At 72.4% G+C, this 16,930-nt stretch carries 12 protein-coding genes; 2 read left to right on the forward strand and 10 right to left on the reverse strand.

What is annotated here, in order from left to right; genetic code table 11:
- Positions 1 to 14 precede the first annotated feature (14 nt).
- From serA to NI25_RS11740, 6 genes are all read right to left on the reverse strand, one after another.
- Complete coding sequence (gene serA, locus NI25_RS11715; RefSeq protein WP_061442398.1) at positions 15 to 1,604, reverse strand: phosphoglycerate dehydrogenase; 1,590 nt, start codon at positions 1,602 to 1,604, stop codon at positions 15 to 17.
- Between the two features lie 262 nt (positions 1,605 to 1,866).
- Positions 1,867 to 2,865 (reverse strand): ketol-acid reductoisomerase, encoded by a 999-nt coding sequence (gene ilvC, locus NI25_RS11720; protein ID WP_019329769.1) that lies wholly within the window; start codon positions 2,863 to 2,865, stop codon positions 1,867 to 1,869.
- A gap of 159 nt (positions 2,866 to 3,024) precedes the next feature.
- A complete protein-coding gene (gene ilvN, locus NI25_RS11725) occupies positions 3,025 to 3,549 on the reverse strand; it encodes an acetolactate synthase small subunit (protein WP_003973483.1) in 525 nt (174 codons plus the stop codon).
- 21 nt (positions 3,550 to 3,570) lie between these two features.
- A complete protein-coding gene (locus tag NI25_RS11730; RefSeq protein WP_061442399.1) occupies positions 3,571 to 5,412 on the reverse strand; it encodes an acetolactate synthase large subunit in 1,842 nt (613 codons plus the stop codon).
- Between the two features lie 241 nt (positions 5,413 to 5,653).
- Positions 5,654 to 8,746 carry a putative bifunctional diguanylate cyclase/phosphodiesterase gene (locus NI25_RS11735; protein WP_061446879.1) on the reverse strand — a complete coding sequence of 1,031 codons (3,093 nt, stop codon included), beginning with the start codon at positions 8,744 to 8,746 and terminating at the stop codon, positions 5,654 to 5,656.
- A gap of 413 nt (positions 8,747 to 9,159) precedes the next feature.
- Positions 9,160 to 10,104 (reverse strand): 2-hydroxyacid dehydrogenase, encoded by a 945-nt coding sequence (locus tag NI25_RS11740; RefSeq protein ID WP_061442400.1) that lies wholly within the window; start codon positions 10,102 to 10,104, stop codon positions 9,160 to 9,162.
- A gap of 74 nt (positions 10,105 to 10,178) precedes the next feature.
- Here NI25_RS11740 and NI25_RS11745 point away from each other — a divergent pair, with 74 nt between their 5' ends.
- Together NI25_RS11745 and NI25_RS11750 are read left to right on the forward strand one after the other, a co-directional pair.
- A complete protein-coding gene (locus NI25_RS11745) occupies positions 10,179 to 11,177 on the forward strand; it encodes an aldo/keto reductase (protein WP_061442401.1) in 999 nt (332 codons plus the stop codon).
- A gap of 76 nt (positions 11,178 to 11,253) precedes the next feature.
- Complete coding sequence (locus tag NI25_RS11750) at positions 11,254 to 12,465, forward strand: PQQ-dependent sugar dehydrogenase (RefSeq protein ID WP_061442402.1); 1,212 nt, start codon at positions 11,254 to 11,256, stop codon at positions 12,463 to 12,465.
- An 8-nt stretch (positions 12,466 to 12,473) separates the two neighbouring features.
- Here NI25_RS11750 and NI25_RS11755 read toward each other — a convergent pair whose 3' ends face one another.
- The 4 genes from NI25_RS11755 to NI25_RS11770 all read right to left on the reverse strand — a co-directional run bounded on the left by NI25_RS11755 (position 12,474) and on the right by NI25_RS11770 (position 16,911).
- The gene (locus tag NI25_RS11755; RefSeq protein WP_061442403.1) at positions 12,474 to 12,671 is read right to left on the reverse strand and encodes a DUF6191 domain-containing protein; all 198 of its coding nucleotides are present in this window, start codon (positions 12,669 to 12,671) and stop codon (positions 12,474 to 12,476) included.
- 38 nt (positions 12,672 to 12,709) lie between these two features.
- Positions 12,710 to 15,832: a helix-turn-helix transcriptional regulator gene (locus tag NI25_RS11760; RefSeq protein WP_061446880.1), complete on the reverse strand. Its 3,123-nt coding sequence runs from the start codon at positions 15,830 to 15,832 to the stop codon at positions 12,710 to 12,712.
- Positions 15,833 to 15,936: 104 nt separating this feature from the next.
- Entirely contained in the window at positions 15,937 to 16,122 is a 186-nt protein-coding gene (locus NI25_RS11765; protein WP_061442404.1) for a hypothetical protein, read from the reverse strand.
- A gap of 195 nt (positions 16,123 to 16,317) precedes the next feature.
- A complete protein-coding gene (locus NI25_RS11770) occupies positions 16,318 to 16,911 on the reverse strand; it encodes a hypothetical protein (RefSeq protein ID WP_061442405.1) in 594 nt (197 codons plus the stop codon).
- Positions 16,912 to 16,930: the final 19 nt, after the last annotated feature.

Here is a 16,930-nt window from a genome sequence, read left to right on the forward strand (position 1 = left end):
AGCGCCCCCGGGCCTCACACCAGGTTGACGGACCGCGCCGACGTCGCCCCGATCTCCGCCGAGACCTCGGCCAGCACCCCGGCGGGCACCGTGTCGTCGACGGTCAGGACGGCCAGCGCCTCGCCGCCGACCGTCGCACGGGCGACCTGCATGCCGGCGATGTTGATGCCGGCCTCACCGATGACGCGGCCGACGGTGCCGACGACGCCGGGACGGTCCTCGTAGCGCAGGACGACCATGTGGTCGGCGAGGGCGAGGTCCACGTCGTACTCGCCGACGGCGACGAGCTTCTGGAAGTGCTTGGGGCCGGCCAGCGTGCCGGAGACCGACACCTCCTCGCCGTCCGCGAGGGTGCCGCGCACGGTCACCACGTTGCGGTGCTCCGGGGACTCCGAGCTGGTGGTCAGCCGGACCTCGACGCCGCGCTCCTGGGCGAACAGCGGGGCGTTGACGTACGACACCGTCTCGTCGACGACGTCCTCGAAGACGCCCTTGAGGGCGGACAGCTCCAGTACCTTCACGTCGTGCTGGGTGATCTCGCCGTAGACCTCGACGTCGAGGCGGACGGCGACCTCGCCGGCGAGCGCGGTGAAGATGCGGCCGAGGCGCTCGGCGAGCGGCAGACCCGGCTTGACGTCCTCGGCGATGACGCCGCCCTGGACGTTGACCGCGTCGGGGACCAGCTCACCGGCGAGGGCGAGGCGGACCGACTTGGCGACGGCGATGCCGGCCTTCTCCTGGGCCTCGTCGGTGGAGGCGCCGAGGTGCGGGGTGCAGACCACCTGGTCGAACTCGAACAGCGGCGAGTCGGTGCAGGGCTCCTTGGCGTACACGTCGAGGCCGGCACCGGCGACGCGGCCCTCCTTGAGCGCCGAGTACAGCGCCTCCTCGTCGACGATTCCGCCGCGTGCGGCGTTGACGATGCGGACGCTCGGCTTGACCTTGCGCAGCGCCTCGTCGCCGATCAGGCCGAGGGTCTCGGGCGTCTTCGGCAGGTGGACGGTGATGAAGTCGGAGACCTCGAGCAGTTCGTCGAGGGACAGCACCTTGACGCCCATCTGCGCGGCCCGCGCGGGCTGCACGTACGGGTCGTAGGCGACGACCTTCATGCCGAAGGCCGACATGCGCTGGGCGACCAGGGCGCCGATGCGGCCGAGGCCGACGACGCCGAGGGTCTTCTCGGCCAGCTCGACGCCGGTGTACTTGCTGCGCTTCCACTCGCCGTTCTTCAGCGCGGCGTTGGCCTGCGGGATGTTGCGGGCGGTGGCGATGATGAGGCCGCAGGCCAGTTCGGCGGCGGTGACGATGTTGGAGGTCGGGGCGTTGACCACCATGACGCCGGCCTTGGTGGCGGCGGAGACGTCCACGTTGTCCAGGCCGACCCCGGCGCGGGCGACGACCTTCAGCTTCTTGGCGGCGGCGATGGCCTCGGCGTCGACCTTGGTGGCGGAGCGGACCAGGATCGCGTCCACCTCGGCGATGGCGGGGAGCAGTTCGGCCCGGTCCGCGCCGTTGCACTGGCGGATCTCGAAGTCGGGGCCGAGCGCGTCCACGGTCGCGGGCGACAGCTCTTCGGCGATGAGTACGACGGGTTTCGAGCTCACGTGAGTCCTCACAAGTCCAATGCGGACGGCCGTCCCGACGGCCGCATTCGGTGTCGCTGAGCCGCGTGGAAGACGCACGACGCTGTGGGCCTGACGCGTATGTTGTGCAGCAGTCTAGTGGCGTGACGCGGGTCGTCCTGCGCCTCTGCGGAAGGATCACCCGTCCGTGGCCGGACGGGATGGACAACACCGTGACACCGGCGTTGTCCCGGGTTCGCCGAAGGGGCCGGAGCGGCATCGCCCCGGCCCCCGGCAGTGAGACTTACGCCTCCTCGTCGACCCAGCTCATGAGCTTGCGCAGCTCCTTGCCGGTGGTCTCCAGCAGGTGCTCGGAGTCCTGCTTCTTGTACTCGTTGTACTTCTTCAGGCCGCCGTGGTACTCGTCCATCCAGTTCTTGGCGAAGGTGCCGTCCTGGATCTCGGCGAGGACCTTCTTCATCTCGGCCTTGGTGGCGTCGGTGATGATCCGCGGGCCGGTGACGTAGTCGCCCCACTCGGCGGTCTCGGAGATCGACCAGCGCATCTTCTCCAGGCCGCCCTCGTACATGAGGTCCACGATCAGCTTCAGCTCGTGCAGGCACTCGAAGTAGGCGATCTCCGGCTGGTAACCGGCCTCGGTCAGGGTCTCGAAGCCCGCCTTGACCAGCGCGGCCGTGCCACCGCACAGGACGGCCTGCTCGCCGAAGAGGTCGGTCTCGGTCTCCTCGGTGAAGGTCGTCTTGATGACGCCGGCGCGGGTGCCGCCGATGCCCTTGGCGTAGGACAGGGCGAGCGCGAAGGCGTTGCCGGAGGCGTCCTGCTCGACGGCGGCGATGCAGGGAACGCCGCGGCCCTCCTCGTACTGACGGCGCACCAGGTGGCCCGGGCCCTTGGGGGCGACCATGCAGACGTCCACGCCGGCCGGGGGCTTGATGAAGCCGTAGCGGATGTTCAGGCCGTGGCCGAAGAACAGCGCGTCGCCGTCCTTCAGGTTGTCCTTGATGTCCTTCTCGTAGACCTCGGCCTGGATCGGGTCCGGGACCAGGATCATGATGACGTCGGCCTCGGCGGCGGCCTCGGACGGGCTCACCACGCGCAGGCCCTGCTCCTCGGCCTTGGCCTTGGACTTGGAGCCCTCGTGCAGACCGACGCGCACGTCGACACCGGAGTCGCGCAGCGACAGGGCGTGGGCGTGGCCCTGGCTGCCGTACCCGATGACCGCGACCTTGCGGCCCTGGATGATGGACAGGTCGGCGTCGGCGTCGTAGAACAGCTCGGCCACTGGGTTATCTCCTTGTGTGCAGGTGTTGCGTCCCACCGTATGCCGGTGAGGGGAAGGGAAGTTTCGGGGTCTCGGAATGCGGGCGGCCGGGGTGTCCGCGGCCGCCCGATTCCGTCGTGGTGCGGACCGTCTCCGTCGCAGTACGGACGGTTTCCGTTGTCAGGCGGACCGGTCGAGTGCGCGCAGCGAGCGGTCCGTGATCGAACGGGCGCCGCGGCCGATGGCGATCGTGCCGGACTGGACGAGTTCCTTGATGCCGTACGGTTCCAGCATCCGGAGCATGGCGGTCAGCTTGTCGCTGCTCCCGGTGGCCTCGATGGTGACGGCCTCGGGTGAGACGTCGACGGTCTTGGCGCGGAACAGCTGGACGATCTCGACGATCTGGGAGCGCGTCTCGTTGTCGGAGCGCACCTTCACCAGAACGAGTTCGCGCTGGACGGCCTGGGTGGGCTCCAGCTCGACGATCTTGAGCACGTTGACGAGCTTGTTGAGCTGCTTGGTCACCTGCTCGAGGGGGAAGTCCTCGACGCTCACCACGATGGTGATGCGGGAGATGTCGGGGTGCTCGGTGACGCCGACGGCGAGCGAGTCGATGTTGAAGCCGCGGCGCGAGAAGAGGGCGGTGATCCGCGCCAGGACGCCGGGGGTGTTCTCCACCAGGACGGAGAGCGTGTGCTTGGACATGGTCTCTTCGGTCTCTCTCGCTCAGTCGTCTTCGTTGTCGCCGAAGTCGGGGCGGACGTCCCGGGCGGCCATGATCTCGTCGTTGGAGGTGCCGGCGGCGACCATCGGCCAGACCATCGCGTCCTCGTGGACGATGAAGTCGACGACGACGGGGCGGTCGTTGATGGAGTTGGCCTCCTCGATCACCTTGTCGAGGTCGGCGGGGTCCTCGCAGCGGATGGCGTAGCAGCCCATGGCCTCCGACAGTTTCACGAAGTCGGGGACGCGGGTGCCGCGGGCCTCCGGGTTGACGTCGTCGGGGCCGGAGTGCAGCACCGTGTTGGAGTACCGCTGGTTGTAGAACAGGGTCTGCCACTGGCGGACCATCCCGAGGGCGCCGTTGTTGATGACGGCGACCTTGATCGGGATGTTGTTCAGGGCGCAGGTGGTCAGTTCCTGGTTGGTCATCTGGAAGCAGCCGTCGCCGTCGATCGCCCAGACGGTGCGGTCGGGCATGCCGGCCTGGGCGCCCATGGCGGCCGGGACGGCGTAGCCCATGGTTCCGGCGCCGCCGGAGTTCAGCCAGGTGGCGGGCTTGTCGTACTGGACGAAGTGGGCGGCCCACATCTGGTGCTGGCCGACACCGGCCGCGAAGATCGTGCCCTCGGGTGCGAGCTGTCCGATGCGCTCGATGACCTGCTGCGGGGAGAGCGAGCCGTCCTCGGGCTGGTCGTAGCCGAGGGGGTAGGTCTCGCGCCAGCGGCTCAGGTCCTTCCACCAGGCGCTGTAGTCGCCCTTGTTGCCCTCGTCGTGCTCCTTCTGGACGGCCTGCACGAGGTCGGCGATGACCTCGCGGGCGTCGCCCACGATCGGGACGTCGGCGGCGCGGTTCTTGCCGATCTCGGCCGGGTCGACGTCGGCGTGGACGATCTTGGCGTGCGGGGCGAAGCTGTCCAGCTTGCCGGTGACGCGGTCGTCGAAGCGGGCACCGAGGGCGACGATCAGGTCGGCCTTCTGCAGCGCGGTGACGGCGGTGACCGCACCGTGCATGCCCGGCATCCCCACGTGCAGCGGGTGGCTGTCGGGGAATGCGCCGAGCGCCATCAGGGTGGTGGTGACGGGCGCTCCGGTGAGTTCGGCGAGGACCTTCAGCTCGGCGGTGGCCCGCGCCTTGAGGACGCCGCCGCCGACGTAGAGCACGGGGCGCTTGGCGGCGGTGATCAGCTTGGCCGCCTCGCGGATCTGCTTGGCGTGCGGCTTGGTGACCGGGCGGTAGCCGGGCAGGTCCATGACCGGGGGCCAGGAGAAGGTGGTCTTCTTCTGGAGGATGTCCTTGGGGATGTCGACCAGGACGGGCCCGGGGCGGCCGGTGGAGGCGATGTGGAACGCCTGCGCGATCACCTGGGGGATGTCCTCGGCCTTGGTGACCAGGAAGCTGTGCTTGGTGATCGGCATGGTGATGCCGACGATGTCCGCCTCCTGGAAGGCGTCCGTGCCGATCGAGGAGGACACCACCTGTCCGGTGATCGCGACCAGCGGCACGGAGTCCAGGTTGGCGTCGGCGATCGGGGTGACCAGGTTGGTGGCACCCGGGCCCGAGGTCGCCATGCAGACGCCGACCTTGCCGGTGGCCTGCGCGTACCCGGTGGCCGCGTGGCCGGCGCCCTGCTCGTGGCGGACCAGGACGTGGCGCACCCGGGTGGAGTCCATCAGCGGGTCGTAGGCCGGAAGGATCGTCCCACCGGGAATGCCGAATACGGTGTCGGCGCCGACCTCCTCGAGAGAGCGAATGAGGGACTGCGCACCCGTGACGTGCTCGGGGGCGGACTGTCCTCCGGATCGGGGCCGGGGCTGCGGGTGAGCCCCGGTGGCCTGCTCGGTCATCGGCGTTCTCTTCTCGATGCTGAGGGTTTTTGCGAGGTTTGGGCGATCTGTGCTGTTGCTCGGCAGGTGCCTGTGCAACAAAAAACCCCTCGTGCCATAAGGCAAGCGAGGGGAGCGCGTCGGTGGGGGTCGCGGGGAGTCCGGGTCGGTCCGGACGTCACCAGCTTCAGCCGACGCGCTTTCCAAGTACGAGAATTCGGGTGCGCATGGCACTGACCTTCCCTCCGGCGCACACTCACTGTCAAGTGGGTGGGACGGGAGTCTCATTATGTGAGCGCAGGGCCGTGCCACCACTCAGGACGGCCGGCAGCCCGGAGGCGACGCCGCCGGCGACCTGGCCGGCGGCGGGGCCGCCGACGCTCTTGGTGTACACCCCGGCGCCACCGCCCGCGAAGACTGGTTCGGCCGGACCGTGCGGCACCGGGTAGTGGCCGGTTCCGAGCGCTCTGCGCAGCCGGTACTCGTCCAGCGCGCCGGAGAACGCCATGCCCTGGCCGTGCGTGCAGCCCATCGCGCGCAGGGCGACGATCTGCTCCGGCAGGTCGACGCCGTCGGCCACGGACTTCAGCCCGAGGTCGGTGGCGATGCGCAGCAGCCCGCTGGTGATCTTGTGCAGGCGCGCGGACTCCACCACGCCCTCGACCAGGCTCCGGTCGAGCTTGAGGACGTCCACGGGCAGGCGCCGCAGTGCGGTGATCGCCGCGTAGCCGCTGCCGAAGCCGTCCAGCGCGATGCGGACGCCGACCCTGCGCAGGGCGTTCAGCCGGCGGTCCAGCTCGTCGAGGCCGACCCGTGGGTCGATGTCCGACAGCTCGATCACCAGAGAACCGGGGGGCAGTCCGTGGCGGGTCAGCAGGGCCTCCACGGAGCCCAGCGGCATGGAGCGGTCCAGCAGGCGGCGGGCGCCGATGCGTATGGCCACGGTCACGGAGAGCCCGGCCGCCGCGCGCTCGGCGGCCTGTTCGACGGCCTCGCGGAGCACCCAGCGGTCCAGTTCGGCGGTTCTGTCGCCGTCCTCGGACACGCGCAGGAACTCGGCGGGGGTGAACAGCACGCCCTGCGAGGAGCGCCACCGCGCCTGGGCGCAGACCGACGCGATCCGGCCGTCCGTCAGGGAGACCACCGGCTGGTGCAGCAGCGCGAACTCCCCGTCGTGCAGCGCGGCCCGCAGGCGCGTGGCCAGCTCGGCCTTGCGCACGACGTCCTGCTGCATCTGGGGCCGGTACAGCTCGACGCGCCCCTTGCCGCCCGCCTTGGCCCGGTACATGGCGAGGTCGGCGTTGCGCAGCAACTCGCCCGCGCCGAGGCCCGGCTCGGCGAAGGCGACGCCGATGGAGGCGTTGACCCGCACCTCGTTGCCGTCGATGAGGTAGGGCTGGGAGAGGGTCAGTCTGAGGCGGTCGGCCAGCTCTCGGATGTGGCCCTCGCGGGCGGCCCGGTCCCGGGTGCCGTCCCCGACGATCAGGGCCGCGAACTCGTCGCCGCCGAGTCTGGAGGCGGTGTCGCCCTGGCGGACGGCCTCGTGGAGTCTGCGGGCGGCCTGGACGAGCAGCTCGTCCCCGGCCTGGTGCCCAATGGTGTCGTTGACGCCCTTGAAGCCGTCGAGGTCGATGAAGAGCACCGCCGTGCCGCGCAGGGCGGCGCCCCGGTCGGAGGCGCGGCGGCCGGAGAGGGCCTGCTGGACACGCCGGGTGAACAGGGCGCGGTTGGGCAGGTCGGTGAGCGGGTCGTGTTCGGCGTTGTGCTGGAGCTGCGCCTGCAGGCGCACCCTTTCGGTGACGTCCCGGCTGTTGAAGATGAGGCCGCCGTGGTGCCGGTTGACGGTCGACTCGACGTTGAGCCAGCCGCCCCCTCCGGAGCGGAAGCGGCACTCGATGCGCGTGGTGGGCTCCTCGACCGGGTTGGCGGCCAGGAACCGGCGTACCTCGTGCACCACGCAGCCGAGGTCCTCGGGGTGGATGAGACCGGCCAGTTCGCTGCCCACCAGTTCCTCCGCCGGGCGTCCGTAGACCCCGGCGGCGGCCGGGGAGACGTAGCGCAGGATGCCGTTGGGCGCGGCGATCATGATGACGTCGCTCGAACCCTGGACCAGGGACCGGAAGTGGTTCTCCTTCTGGGCCAGTTCCTGGGTGAGGACGATGTTGTCGAGCAGCATGATGCCCTGCCGGACGACGAGCGCGAGCACGACGGTGCCGCCGGTCAGCAGCACCACGCGGTCGACGCTGCGGCCGTTGAGCACGTTGTAGAGGATGCCCAGGGTGCAGACGGCGGCCGCGAGGTACGGGGTGAGCGCGGCCAGCGACCCGGCGATGGGCCGTGCGGCCGGGTAGCGGCCCCGCTCGCCGCCCTGTCCGGGTCCGGGCAGGGCGGGGGGTGCGGCCGTCGGCACGGTGGGAGGCGCGGGCTGGTGCCCGGCGCCGCGCTGGCCGGGCACGTGTTCGCGCACCACGCGGGTGTGTCCGCCGGAGCCCTCCTCGTCCGGCGCCCGCCGCCCGCGCCGGGAGGCGGCCCAGGGGGCGTAGGCGAGCAGCAGGGAGCCGGCGAACCAGCCCGCGTCGAGCAACTGCCCGGAGCGGTAGCTGTTGTGCAGCAGCGGTGAGGTGAACAAGGCGTCGCACATCACCGTCAGGGCCAGCGCGCCGATGGCCGTGTTGACGGCGGATCTGCAGACGGGCGACCGTCGGAAGTGCAGCGCGAGCACCATGCTGACCAGGGCGATGTCGAGCAGCGGATAGGCCACCGAGAGCGCGGAGTGGGCGACGCTCGACCCGCCCTCGGCCTTCGCCGCCTGGGCGAGCGCCAGGCTCCAGGCCAGGGTCAGCAGCGAACCGCCGATGAGCCAGGCGTCCAGGCCCAGGCAGATCCACCCGGCCTTGGTCACCGGCCGCTTGGCCAGCACGAGGAGTCCGACGATGGCCGGCGGGGCGAAGCACAGGAAGAACAGGTCCGCGTAGCTGGGGCTGGGCACCGGCACCCGCAGCACGACCTCGTACCACCCCCAGACCGCGTTGCCGAGGGAGGCCATCGCCGAGGAGAGGGCGAAGAGCAGCCAGGCCGGTCGAAAGCGGACGCGGCGCCCGCGGGCGTAGAGGAAGCAGGAGACGGCGGCGGCGGCCGCGGCGGCGCTCAGCCCGAAGTCGCCCATGATCTTGGCGATGTACTCGGAACCCCAGCCGAGCGCGGCACCGACGGCGTAGCCCGCGCAGACCAGGGCCAGCACGAGCTGGCGGACCAGGGGCGTCGCGCCGGAGGCGGACGGCCGGGTCAGCAGCGGCCCGGGCGAGGCCTGGCCGCGCAGCGTTCCGTCCAGCGTGGGAACGGGGGGCGGACTCACCGCGGCCTCCCGGTCCGCGCCGCTCCCGCGTCCCGCGCGCACCGGCACCGGCGGACCGGCCGCTCCTGCCTCCCGCGCTCGCCCGGCCGACGCGGGTGGGGGCAGGGCCGGTCCGGTCGGCCGGGGTGGCTGTGCCGACCCCGTTCGCGCGCGGTCGTCGCCGTCGTGCGGCAGGGTCGCCGGCGGCGGTTCCGCCGCGTCGGATCGTTGGTCCATAGGCCGTGCATCGCCCGTCGCCCCCCTCACAGTCTGAGATGTCCATCCCCGGCGCCGTACGGTGCGCGGCGCATCCCCTGTCGGACGATACACCAGTCTCGTCACTCAGGGACATAGGTTCTCTACGCTCCGTGACGACCAGCGGATATGCGCGCACCCACCGCAGCCGGGGGGTTGCGGAGGGTGCCCGGGACGGGTTACGCGCCCGTCGTCAGGATCACGTTGCGCAACGGCTCCCGGTTCACGAATCGGTTCAACTGGTCCACCAGCAGCCGCTTGGCGCGCGGCAGGAAGGCCGAGGTCGGCCCGCCCGCGTGCGGGCTGACGACCGTGCCGGGAGCATTCCACAGGGGATGGCCCGGCGGCAGCGGTTCGGGGTCGGTCACGTCCAGGGCCGCGGTGAGGCGCCCGCTCTCCAGTTCGGCGAGCAACGCCTTCGTGTCCACGACCGGTCCGCGGGCCACGTTGACGAGCAGGGCGCCGTCCTTCATGCGGGCCAGGAAAGTGGCGTCGACCAGGCCCCGGGTGGCCTCGGTGAGCGGGGTGGCCAGGACGACGACGTCGGCCCGCGGAAGCAGGGCGGGGAGTTCGGTGAGCGGGTGCACGGGGCCGCGCTCCGTGGCACGGGCGGAGCGCGCGACGCGCACGACCGGCGCGACCTCGAACGGCACGAGCCGGTCCTCGATCGCGGCGCCGATCGATCCGTACCCGACGATCAGGACCGTCCGGTCCGCGAGCGCGGGCCGGAACCCGCCGCCGGTCCACTCGCCGCGGTCCTGCGCCCGCACGAAGTCCGGGATGCCGCGCAGCGAGGCCAGGATCAGCGCGAGGGTCAGCTCCGCCGTGCTGGCCTCGTGCACGCCGCGCGCGTTGCACAGCCGTACGCCCGCGGGCAGGTGCTTCAGGCCGGGCTCGACGTGGTCGATGCCGGCCGAGAGGGTCTGGACGACCTGGACGGAGCGCATCTCGGGCAGCGGGCGTACGCCGATCCCGGTGGGCTTCATGTAGGGGACGACGTAGAAGGCGCAGTCGGCCGGGTCGGCGGGGTAGGTCTCCTCGCCGTCCCAGTGGCGGTAGGCGGGGCCCTCGGGAAGGCCCTCGATCTCGTCCGGGGGGATGGGCAGCCACACGTCAGCAGTCATGGTCAGGAGGCTATGTCAGGGGGCGAAGAGGCAGAGGTTAGGTTGGGTGGCCTGACGAGGGAGGGTCACGACCGGTGGAGCGCAGGACGATCGGCGCGACGGCACTCGCGGTGGGGGCCGTCGGACTCGGGTGCATGCCGATGAACTGGGCGTACAGCGCCTCGCGGCAGCGGGGCGACGAGTCGCTCAAGGCCGTGCACCGGGCCCTGGACCTCGGCGTCTCCCTGCTGGACACGGCGGACATGTACGGCCCGTTCACCAACGAGCTGCTGTTGGGGCGGGTGTTGAGGGAGCGGCGGTCCGAGGCCTTCGTGTCGACCAAGGTCGGTCTGCTGGTGGGCGAGCAGCACATCGTGGCCAACGGCCGTCCCGGCTATGTGAAGCGGGCCTGCGACGCGTCCCTGCGCCGGCTCCAGACGGACGTCATCGACCTCTACCAGCTGCACCGCGCCGACCCCGAGATACCCGTCGAGGAGACCTGGGGCGCGATGGCGGAGCTGGTGCGGGCCGGGAAGGTGCGGGCGCTCGGCCTCTGCGCGGTCGGCGCGCGGTCGGCCCGGCGTCCGGGGGCGCGGCTGCACGACGCGACGATCCGTCAGCTGGAGCGGGTGCAGCAGGTGTTCCCGGTGAGCGCGGTGGAGGCCGAGCTGTCGGTGTGGTCGCCGGAGGCGCTGCGGACCCTGCTGCCGTGGTGCGTCTCGCGCGGCGTCGGTTTCCTGGCCGCGATGCCGCTGGGCAACGGCTACCTGACCGGCACACTGACGCCGGGCCAGGGTTTCGAACCGGAGGACCTGCGGGCCCGCCACCCCCGCTTCACCGCCGAGATGATGGCCGCCAACCAGCCGATCGTGGCCACGCTGCGCCGGATCGCCGCCCGGCACGGCGACGGGGTGACCGCGGCGCAGGTGGCGCTGGCCTGGGTGCTGGCGCAGGGGCGGCACGTGGTGCCGGTGCCGGGCACCAAGCAGGAGCGCTGGGTGACGCAGAACGCGGGTGCGGCGGAGTTGCGGCTGACCGAGCGGGATCTGGCGGAGCTGCGGGCGCTGCCGCCGGCGCAGGGGTCGTGGGACTGAGGCGTACGGCGCCTCGTGCGGGCCGCCGCCGGATTCGGGATTCGCCGATCGGGAACCTGGGGAGCTCCTGCGGTGTATGACAGGGAGAACCCGCCGCGTCGAAGGGACCAAGATGGTGCGACGTCGAGCCGTGCCGGCCGTGCTGGCCGCCGCTCTCCTGCTGACGGCCGGCTGCTCCTCCGACGGCGAGGGCCCGTCCGGAGCGGACGGCGGCACCACCCCGCCCGGTACGGCGGCGCGGTCCTCGCCCGCCGGTTCCCCCAGCGGATCGCCCACCGAGGAGGCACCGCCCGCGAAGGGCTCGGTGAAGGTGCTCCGCACGGTCGCCACGGGGCTGGACAGCCCGTGGGGTCTGGCCCCGCTGCCGGGCGGTGACCTGCTGGTCTCCTCACGCGACGAGGCCACGATCACCCGCGTCGACGCGAAGACGGGCAAGAAGACGGAGCTGGGCGAGGTGCCCGGGGTCTCCCCGTCCGGCGAGGGCGGCCTCCTCGGCATCGCGCTCTCCCCCGGCTATGCCTCGGACCACATGATCTACGCGTACTTCACCTCGGCCTCCGACAACCGCATCGTGCGCATGCTGTACGACGCCAAGAAGCCGGCGGGCGAGCAGCTGGGGGCGCCGGACACGGTCTTCCGGGGCATCCCCAAGGGTGTGATCCACAACGGCGGGCGGATCGCGTTCGGCCCCGACAAGCTGCTCTACGCGGGCACGGGCGAGAGCGGCGACACGGGCCTGTCGCAGGACAAGGACTCCCTCGGCGGCAAGATCCTGCGGATGACCCCGGACGGGGAGCCGGCGCCGGGCAACCCCTTCCCCGACTCCCCCGTGTACTCGTACGGCCACCGGAACGTGCAGGGGCTGGCCTGGGACGACAAGCAGCGGCTGTTCGCCTCGGAGTTCGGTCAGGACACCTGGGACGAGCTGAACGCGATCAAGCCGGGTGACAACTACGGCTGGCCCGAGGCGGAGGGCAGGGGCGGAGGCTCCGGGTTCCACGACCCCCTCGCCCAGTGGCACACCGACGAGGCCTCCCCCAGCGGCATCGCCTACGCCGAGGGCTCCGTATGGATGGCGGGGCTGCGCGGTGAGCGGCTGTGGCGGATCCCGCTGAAGGGCACGGAGGCCTCGGCCGAGCCGCAGGCCTTCCTGGAGGGCGAGTACGGACGGCTGCGCACGGTGGCCCCGGCGGGCGGCGACAAGCTGTGGCTGGTCACCAGCAACACGGACGGACGCGGCGACGCGAAGGGCGACGACGACCGGATCCTGGAGCTGGAGGTGAAGTAGGCGACCGGCTACTCGTCCTCCGGGGCCGTGCTCTCCGCCCGGTCGGCGCGCGGCCGGTGGACGACGACCTTGCCCGAGCTGAGGTCTATCGGGCCGTGGCCCGGGTCGCCGTCGCCGACGTCCTCGCGGGTCAGTTCCAGGCGGTTCTGCTCGTCGCGGGTGTGTTTCCGGCCGGGGTTGAACAGTTCCTCGAACGCGTTGAACACGGTGCCTCCGTCGCTCGGCGTCCCTTACAGCGTAAGCCTCACTCCGGCGAACCGGACGTGAGCCGTTCGGCGGGGAACAGCGCCAGCCGGTGGGCCACGGCCGCCGCCTCGCCGCGGCCGGAGACGCCGAGCTTGGCCAGGATGTTGGAGACGTGGACGCTCGCCGTCTTGGGCGAGATGAAGAGTTCCCCGGCTATCTGGCGGTTGGTGCGGCCCTCGGAGACCAGCCGCAGCACGTCGCGCTCCCGTCCCGTGAGGCCCAGGGCCTCGGCCGGGTCCGTCGGCCCGGACGGGGCCGCCGGTTCGCCGGCGTGGCCCAGCGTGAGGCGGGCGCGGCGGCCGAGCAGGGCGACGGCGTCGGACAGCGGGCGGGCGCCGAGGTGGTCGGCGACGGTACGGGCCAGCCGCAGCAGCTCCGTGGCGCGGGCCCGCTCGTCCTCGCCGCCGGTGGCCAGGAGGGCGCCGGCCAGTCGGTGCCGTACGCGGGCGAGGTCGTAGGGACGCTCCAGGCACTCGAAGGCCGTGACGGCCTCCGACCAGAGCTGCGGGGTGTCGCGGCCGTGGGCCCGGAGGAGTTCGGCGCGGACCCACCGCTCGTGGGCGGCCCAGACCGGAGCTCCCGTCGTCAGGTGCTTCGCGGCCCCGGCGAGGCGCTCGAGGATGTCGGCGCGGCCCTCTTCGGCGGCCGGCAGAGCGCGGGCGTCGGCCTCCGCCGCGGCGGCGGACAGCAGCAGGGGCCAGCCGTAGCGCTGGGTTCCGGGCGGGAAGCCCGCGTCCAGGACGCGGACGAGTTCTGCGCGGGCGTCTGCGAGGCGGCCCTCGGCCGCGGCGATGCCTATGGCGAGGGCGGCCAGCGGCAGTTGGTACTGCGGCATGGGGTCGTGGGTGCCGTAGGCGGCGCGGGCCTCGGCGAGCAGCCGGGCGGCCTCGGCCCGCTCGCCGCGGGCGAGGGCGACGGCGGCGCGTTTGAGCGCGGCGCCACCGCGGGGTGCGGGGCTGCGGCCCGGCGCCCCGGCCCGGTCCGCCGCTTCGAGGGCCTCGTCCCAGCGGCCCAGGGAGATCAGCGACTCGGCGAGGTTCCCCCAGACCCAGGCCTCGGACTCCAGCAGGCCCATCCGCCGGGTGAGGTCGACGCCCTCGCGCAGGATGCCGAGCGCCTCCCGGGAGCGGCCGACGCTCTCCAGGGACGAGGGCAGGTTGACGTGGCTGCGGGCCACCACGACGGAGCGGTCCTGCGCCACCACCAGGTCCCTGACCTGGAACATCTCGGCGAGTCCCGCGTCGATCTGCCCCGCGTCCACCATTAGGCCGCCCAGCGTGAGCCGGGCGTTGAGCTCGATCTCGTCGGCGCCCACCATGCGCGCGTACTCGACGGCCCGTTCGGCGGCCGTCATCGCGTCGGGGCCGGGCGAGTGGAGCATCGACCAGTTGGCCGCCATGGCCAGCACCTCGGCGTGCACCTGGGAGGGCGGCAGCCCGCGGACCAGTTCCTGGGCGATGCCGAGCTCCCGCCAGCCGTCGCCGCGGCCCTGGGCCTGGACGAGGAGCGAGCGCTGGGTCCAGAACCAGGCGGCGCGCTGCGGGTCCCGGCCGCTCGCGCCCGTCCCGGCGGCCGGGTCCTGCTCGTCCTCCAGCAGACGCAGGGCCCGCTTGGTGATCTTCATCGCGCGCTCGCGCTCCCCGCACAGCCGCCCGGCGACGGCCGCCTCGGCCATCAGGTCCAGGTAGCGCAGGGGTGTGGTGGCCGGGTCACAGCCGCAGGGAGGGTAGACCTCGGTGTAGTCCACGGGGCGCAGGGTGGCGCGTACGTCGTCGGGGACGGAGTCCCACAGCTCCATCGCGCGTTCCAGCAGCCGCAGCTGCTCGGAGTAGGCGTGCCGGCGGCGGGCCTCGACGGAGGCGTCCAGGACGGCGGGCAGCGCCTTGGCGGGGTCGTGGGCGTGGTACCAGTAGCTGGCCAGGCGCATCACGCGCTCGGCGGCGGGCACCAGCGTGGGATCGGCGTCCAGGGCCTCGGCGTAGCGCCGGTTGAGGCGGGAGCGTTCGCCGGGGAGCAGGTCGTCGCCGACGGCCTCGCGGACCAGGGAGTGGCGGAAGCGGTAGCCGTCGCCGTCGGGCGCGGGGAGCAGGATGTTGGCGTTGACCGCGGAGCGCAGCGCTTCGATGAGGTCGTCCTCGGCGAGCTGCGCGACGGCGGCCAGCAGCCGGTACTCGACGGTGGAACCGCCCTCGGCGACGATCCGGGCGACCCGCTGGGCGCTCTCGGGCAGGGCTTCCACGCGGACCAGGAGCAGGTCGCGCAGGGAGTCGGTGAGACCGGTGCAGCTGCCCTCGTGGGCGGCGACGGCGAGTTCCTCGACGAAGAACGCGTTGCCGTCGGAGCGTTCGAAGATCGCGTCCACCTGGAGCGGGTCGGGTTCGTGGGCGAGGATCCCGGCGATCTGGCGGCCCACCTCGTCGCGGGTGAAGCGGCCGAGTTCGAGGCGGCGGACGGTGCGCAGCCGGTCCAGCTCGGCGAGCAGGGGGCGCAGCGGGTGGCGGCGGTGGATGTCGTCGGAGCGGTAGGTGGCGAGGACGACGAGGCGGCCGGTGCGCAGGGTGCGCAAGAGGTAGGCGACCAGGTGGCGGGTGGAGGCGTCGGCCCAGTGCAGGTCCTCCAGGACGAGGACGACGGTGCGCCGGGCGGCCACGCGTTCCAGCAGCCGTGCGGTGAGTTCGAAGAGCCGCGCCATGCTCTCCTCGTCGTGCCGGCCGCCGCCGGTGACCGGGGCGCCCTCGGCCAGTTCCGGCAGCAGCCGGGCCAGCTCCTCCTCCTGCCCGGCGGCCGCGGCGGCCAGCTCCTCGGGCAGGTGGCGGCGCAGGGCGCGCAGGGCGGTGGAGAACGGCGCGAAGGGCAGCCCGTCGGCACCGATCTCGACACAGCCGCCCAGTGCGACCACGGCTCCCTGCCGGCCCGCGGCGGCGGCGAACTCCTCGACGAGGCGGGTCTTGCCGACGCCTGCCTCGCCGCCGAGCAGCAGCGCCTGCGGCTCTCCTTGGGATGCGGACGCCCCGGGGGCGCCGCCGGCGGCGCGGGCGAGCGCGTCGTTCAACGTGTCCAGTTCGCCGGTGCGGCCGACGAACACGGGACTGACGGACCTGGTCTCCACGGAGCCGAGCATCGCACGGGGGTACGACATCGGGTCACCGGTTTTCGGCAGGCGGACGGCGACGGGAACGACGGCGGGGAGGGAGGCCGTGCGGCCTCCCTCCCCGGCTCCCCCGTTCACGCGACCCGGGCGAACCGGGGCCGGCGCTGTCGCGGCGTATGGCTCTCGGCCTCGACGGCGCCCTGCCGTTCCCGGCGGCGGGCGGCGCGGCGGGCCCGGACCACCTCGCGGGCCAGCCGGGCCTCGTCGGCACGGCGGATCAGCTCGGCGGAGCGGTACTGCTGGATCTCGTACTCGTACACGGTGTGTCCCCTCGGTGAGTGCCGGTTTCGGCTTCGCTCGTTCGCGATGCCTCAACCTTCGTCTCCCAGGGGGTGTCGCCGCATCGGGCAAGTTCCGCATCTTCGGCACCGCTCGGGGCCTTAGACGTGGGTGAGGGGTCTTAGGGCGCCCGTCGCGGGGGTGCGCTTGCCCTAAGACCCCTCGGATGTGCCTGGTCAGCCGGTGGAGGGCAGCCCCAGCAGGACGTCCGTGTACTTCAGGACGGCCAGGAGCAGACCGATGACGCCGAGCGCGACGCCCGCCCAGGCGACCGACTTGATCCACGGGGCCTGCGGGCGGCCCGGCGCGCCGAACGCGGGGCGGGCCAGCACGACGACGCCGACGATCAGCGCCACCAGGGCGAAGACGCCGCCCCACATCGCGGTGGCCTGCCAGGCGTTGCCGTAGCCCTTCTCGATCAGCGTGCCGACGTTCGAGGACGAGGAGGTCTGCAGCTGGCCCATCAGCGACTCGCGCGCGGAGGCCACGGTGCCGACCCAGCTGCCGGTCAGGGAGACGATGCCGAGACCGGCGGAGACGACGGCGCCCGCGCCCTGGCCCACCCCGGTGGGCCCGGCCCCGGCCGCGTCGGCGTCGTCGGTCTTGTCGGTGACGTCGGCGTCCGCTTCCGGGCCGGCACCGTCGGGGGTGCCGGCCTCGGCCGCTTCGGGGGCTTCAGCGGCCTCGGCGGACTCGGCGGCGTTCGTCACCTCGTCGGTCTTGTGCTCGTCGGTCTTCACGCCGGTCTGGTCCACTGTCTTCGTTCCCATGCCTCGCACCGTACGGACG

This window comes from Streptomyces sp. CCM_MD2014 (assembly GCF_000772045.1).
Classification (GTDB): Bacteria; Actinomycetota; Actinomycetes; order Streptomycetales; family Streptomycetaceae; genus Streptomyces; species Streptomyces salinarius.

Coding starts and splice junctions, on each gene's coding strand:
- ilvN (WP_003973483.1), bottom strand. CDS start 3,549: ATGTCCAAGCACACGCTCTCCGTCCTGGTGGAGAACACCCCCGGCGTC.
- NI25_RS11730 (WP_061442399.1), bottom strand. CDS start 5,412: ATGACCGAGCAGGCCACCGGGGCTCACCCGCAGCCCCGGCCCCGATCC.
- NI25_RS11740 (WP_061442400.1), bottom strand. CDS start 10,104: ATGACTGCTGACGTGTGGCTGCCCATCCCCCCGGACGAGATCGAGGGC.
- NI25_RS11750 (WP_061442402.1), top strand. CDS start 11,254: ATGACAGGGAGAACCCGCCGCGTCGAAGGGACCAAGATGGTGCGACGT.
- NI25_RS11760 (WP_061446880.1), bottom strand. CDS start 15,832: ATGCTCGGCTCCGTGGAGACCAGGTCCGTCAGTCCCGTGTTCGTCGGC.
- NI25_RS11770 (WP_061442405.1), bottom strand. CDS start 16,911: ATGGGAACGAAGACAGTGGACCAGACCGGCGTGAAGACCGACGAGCAC.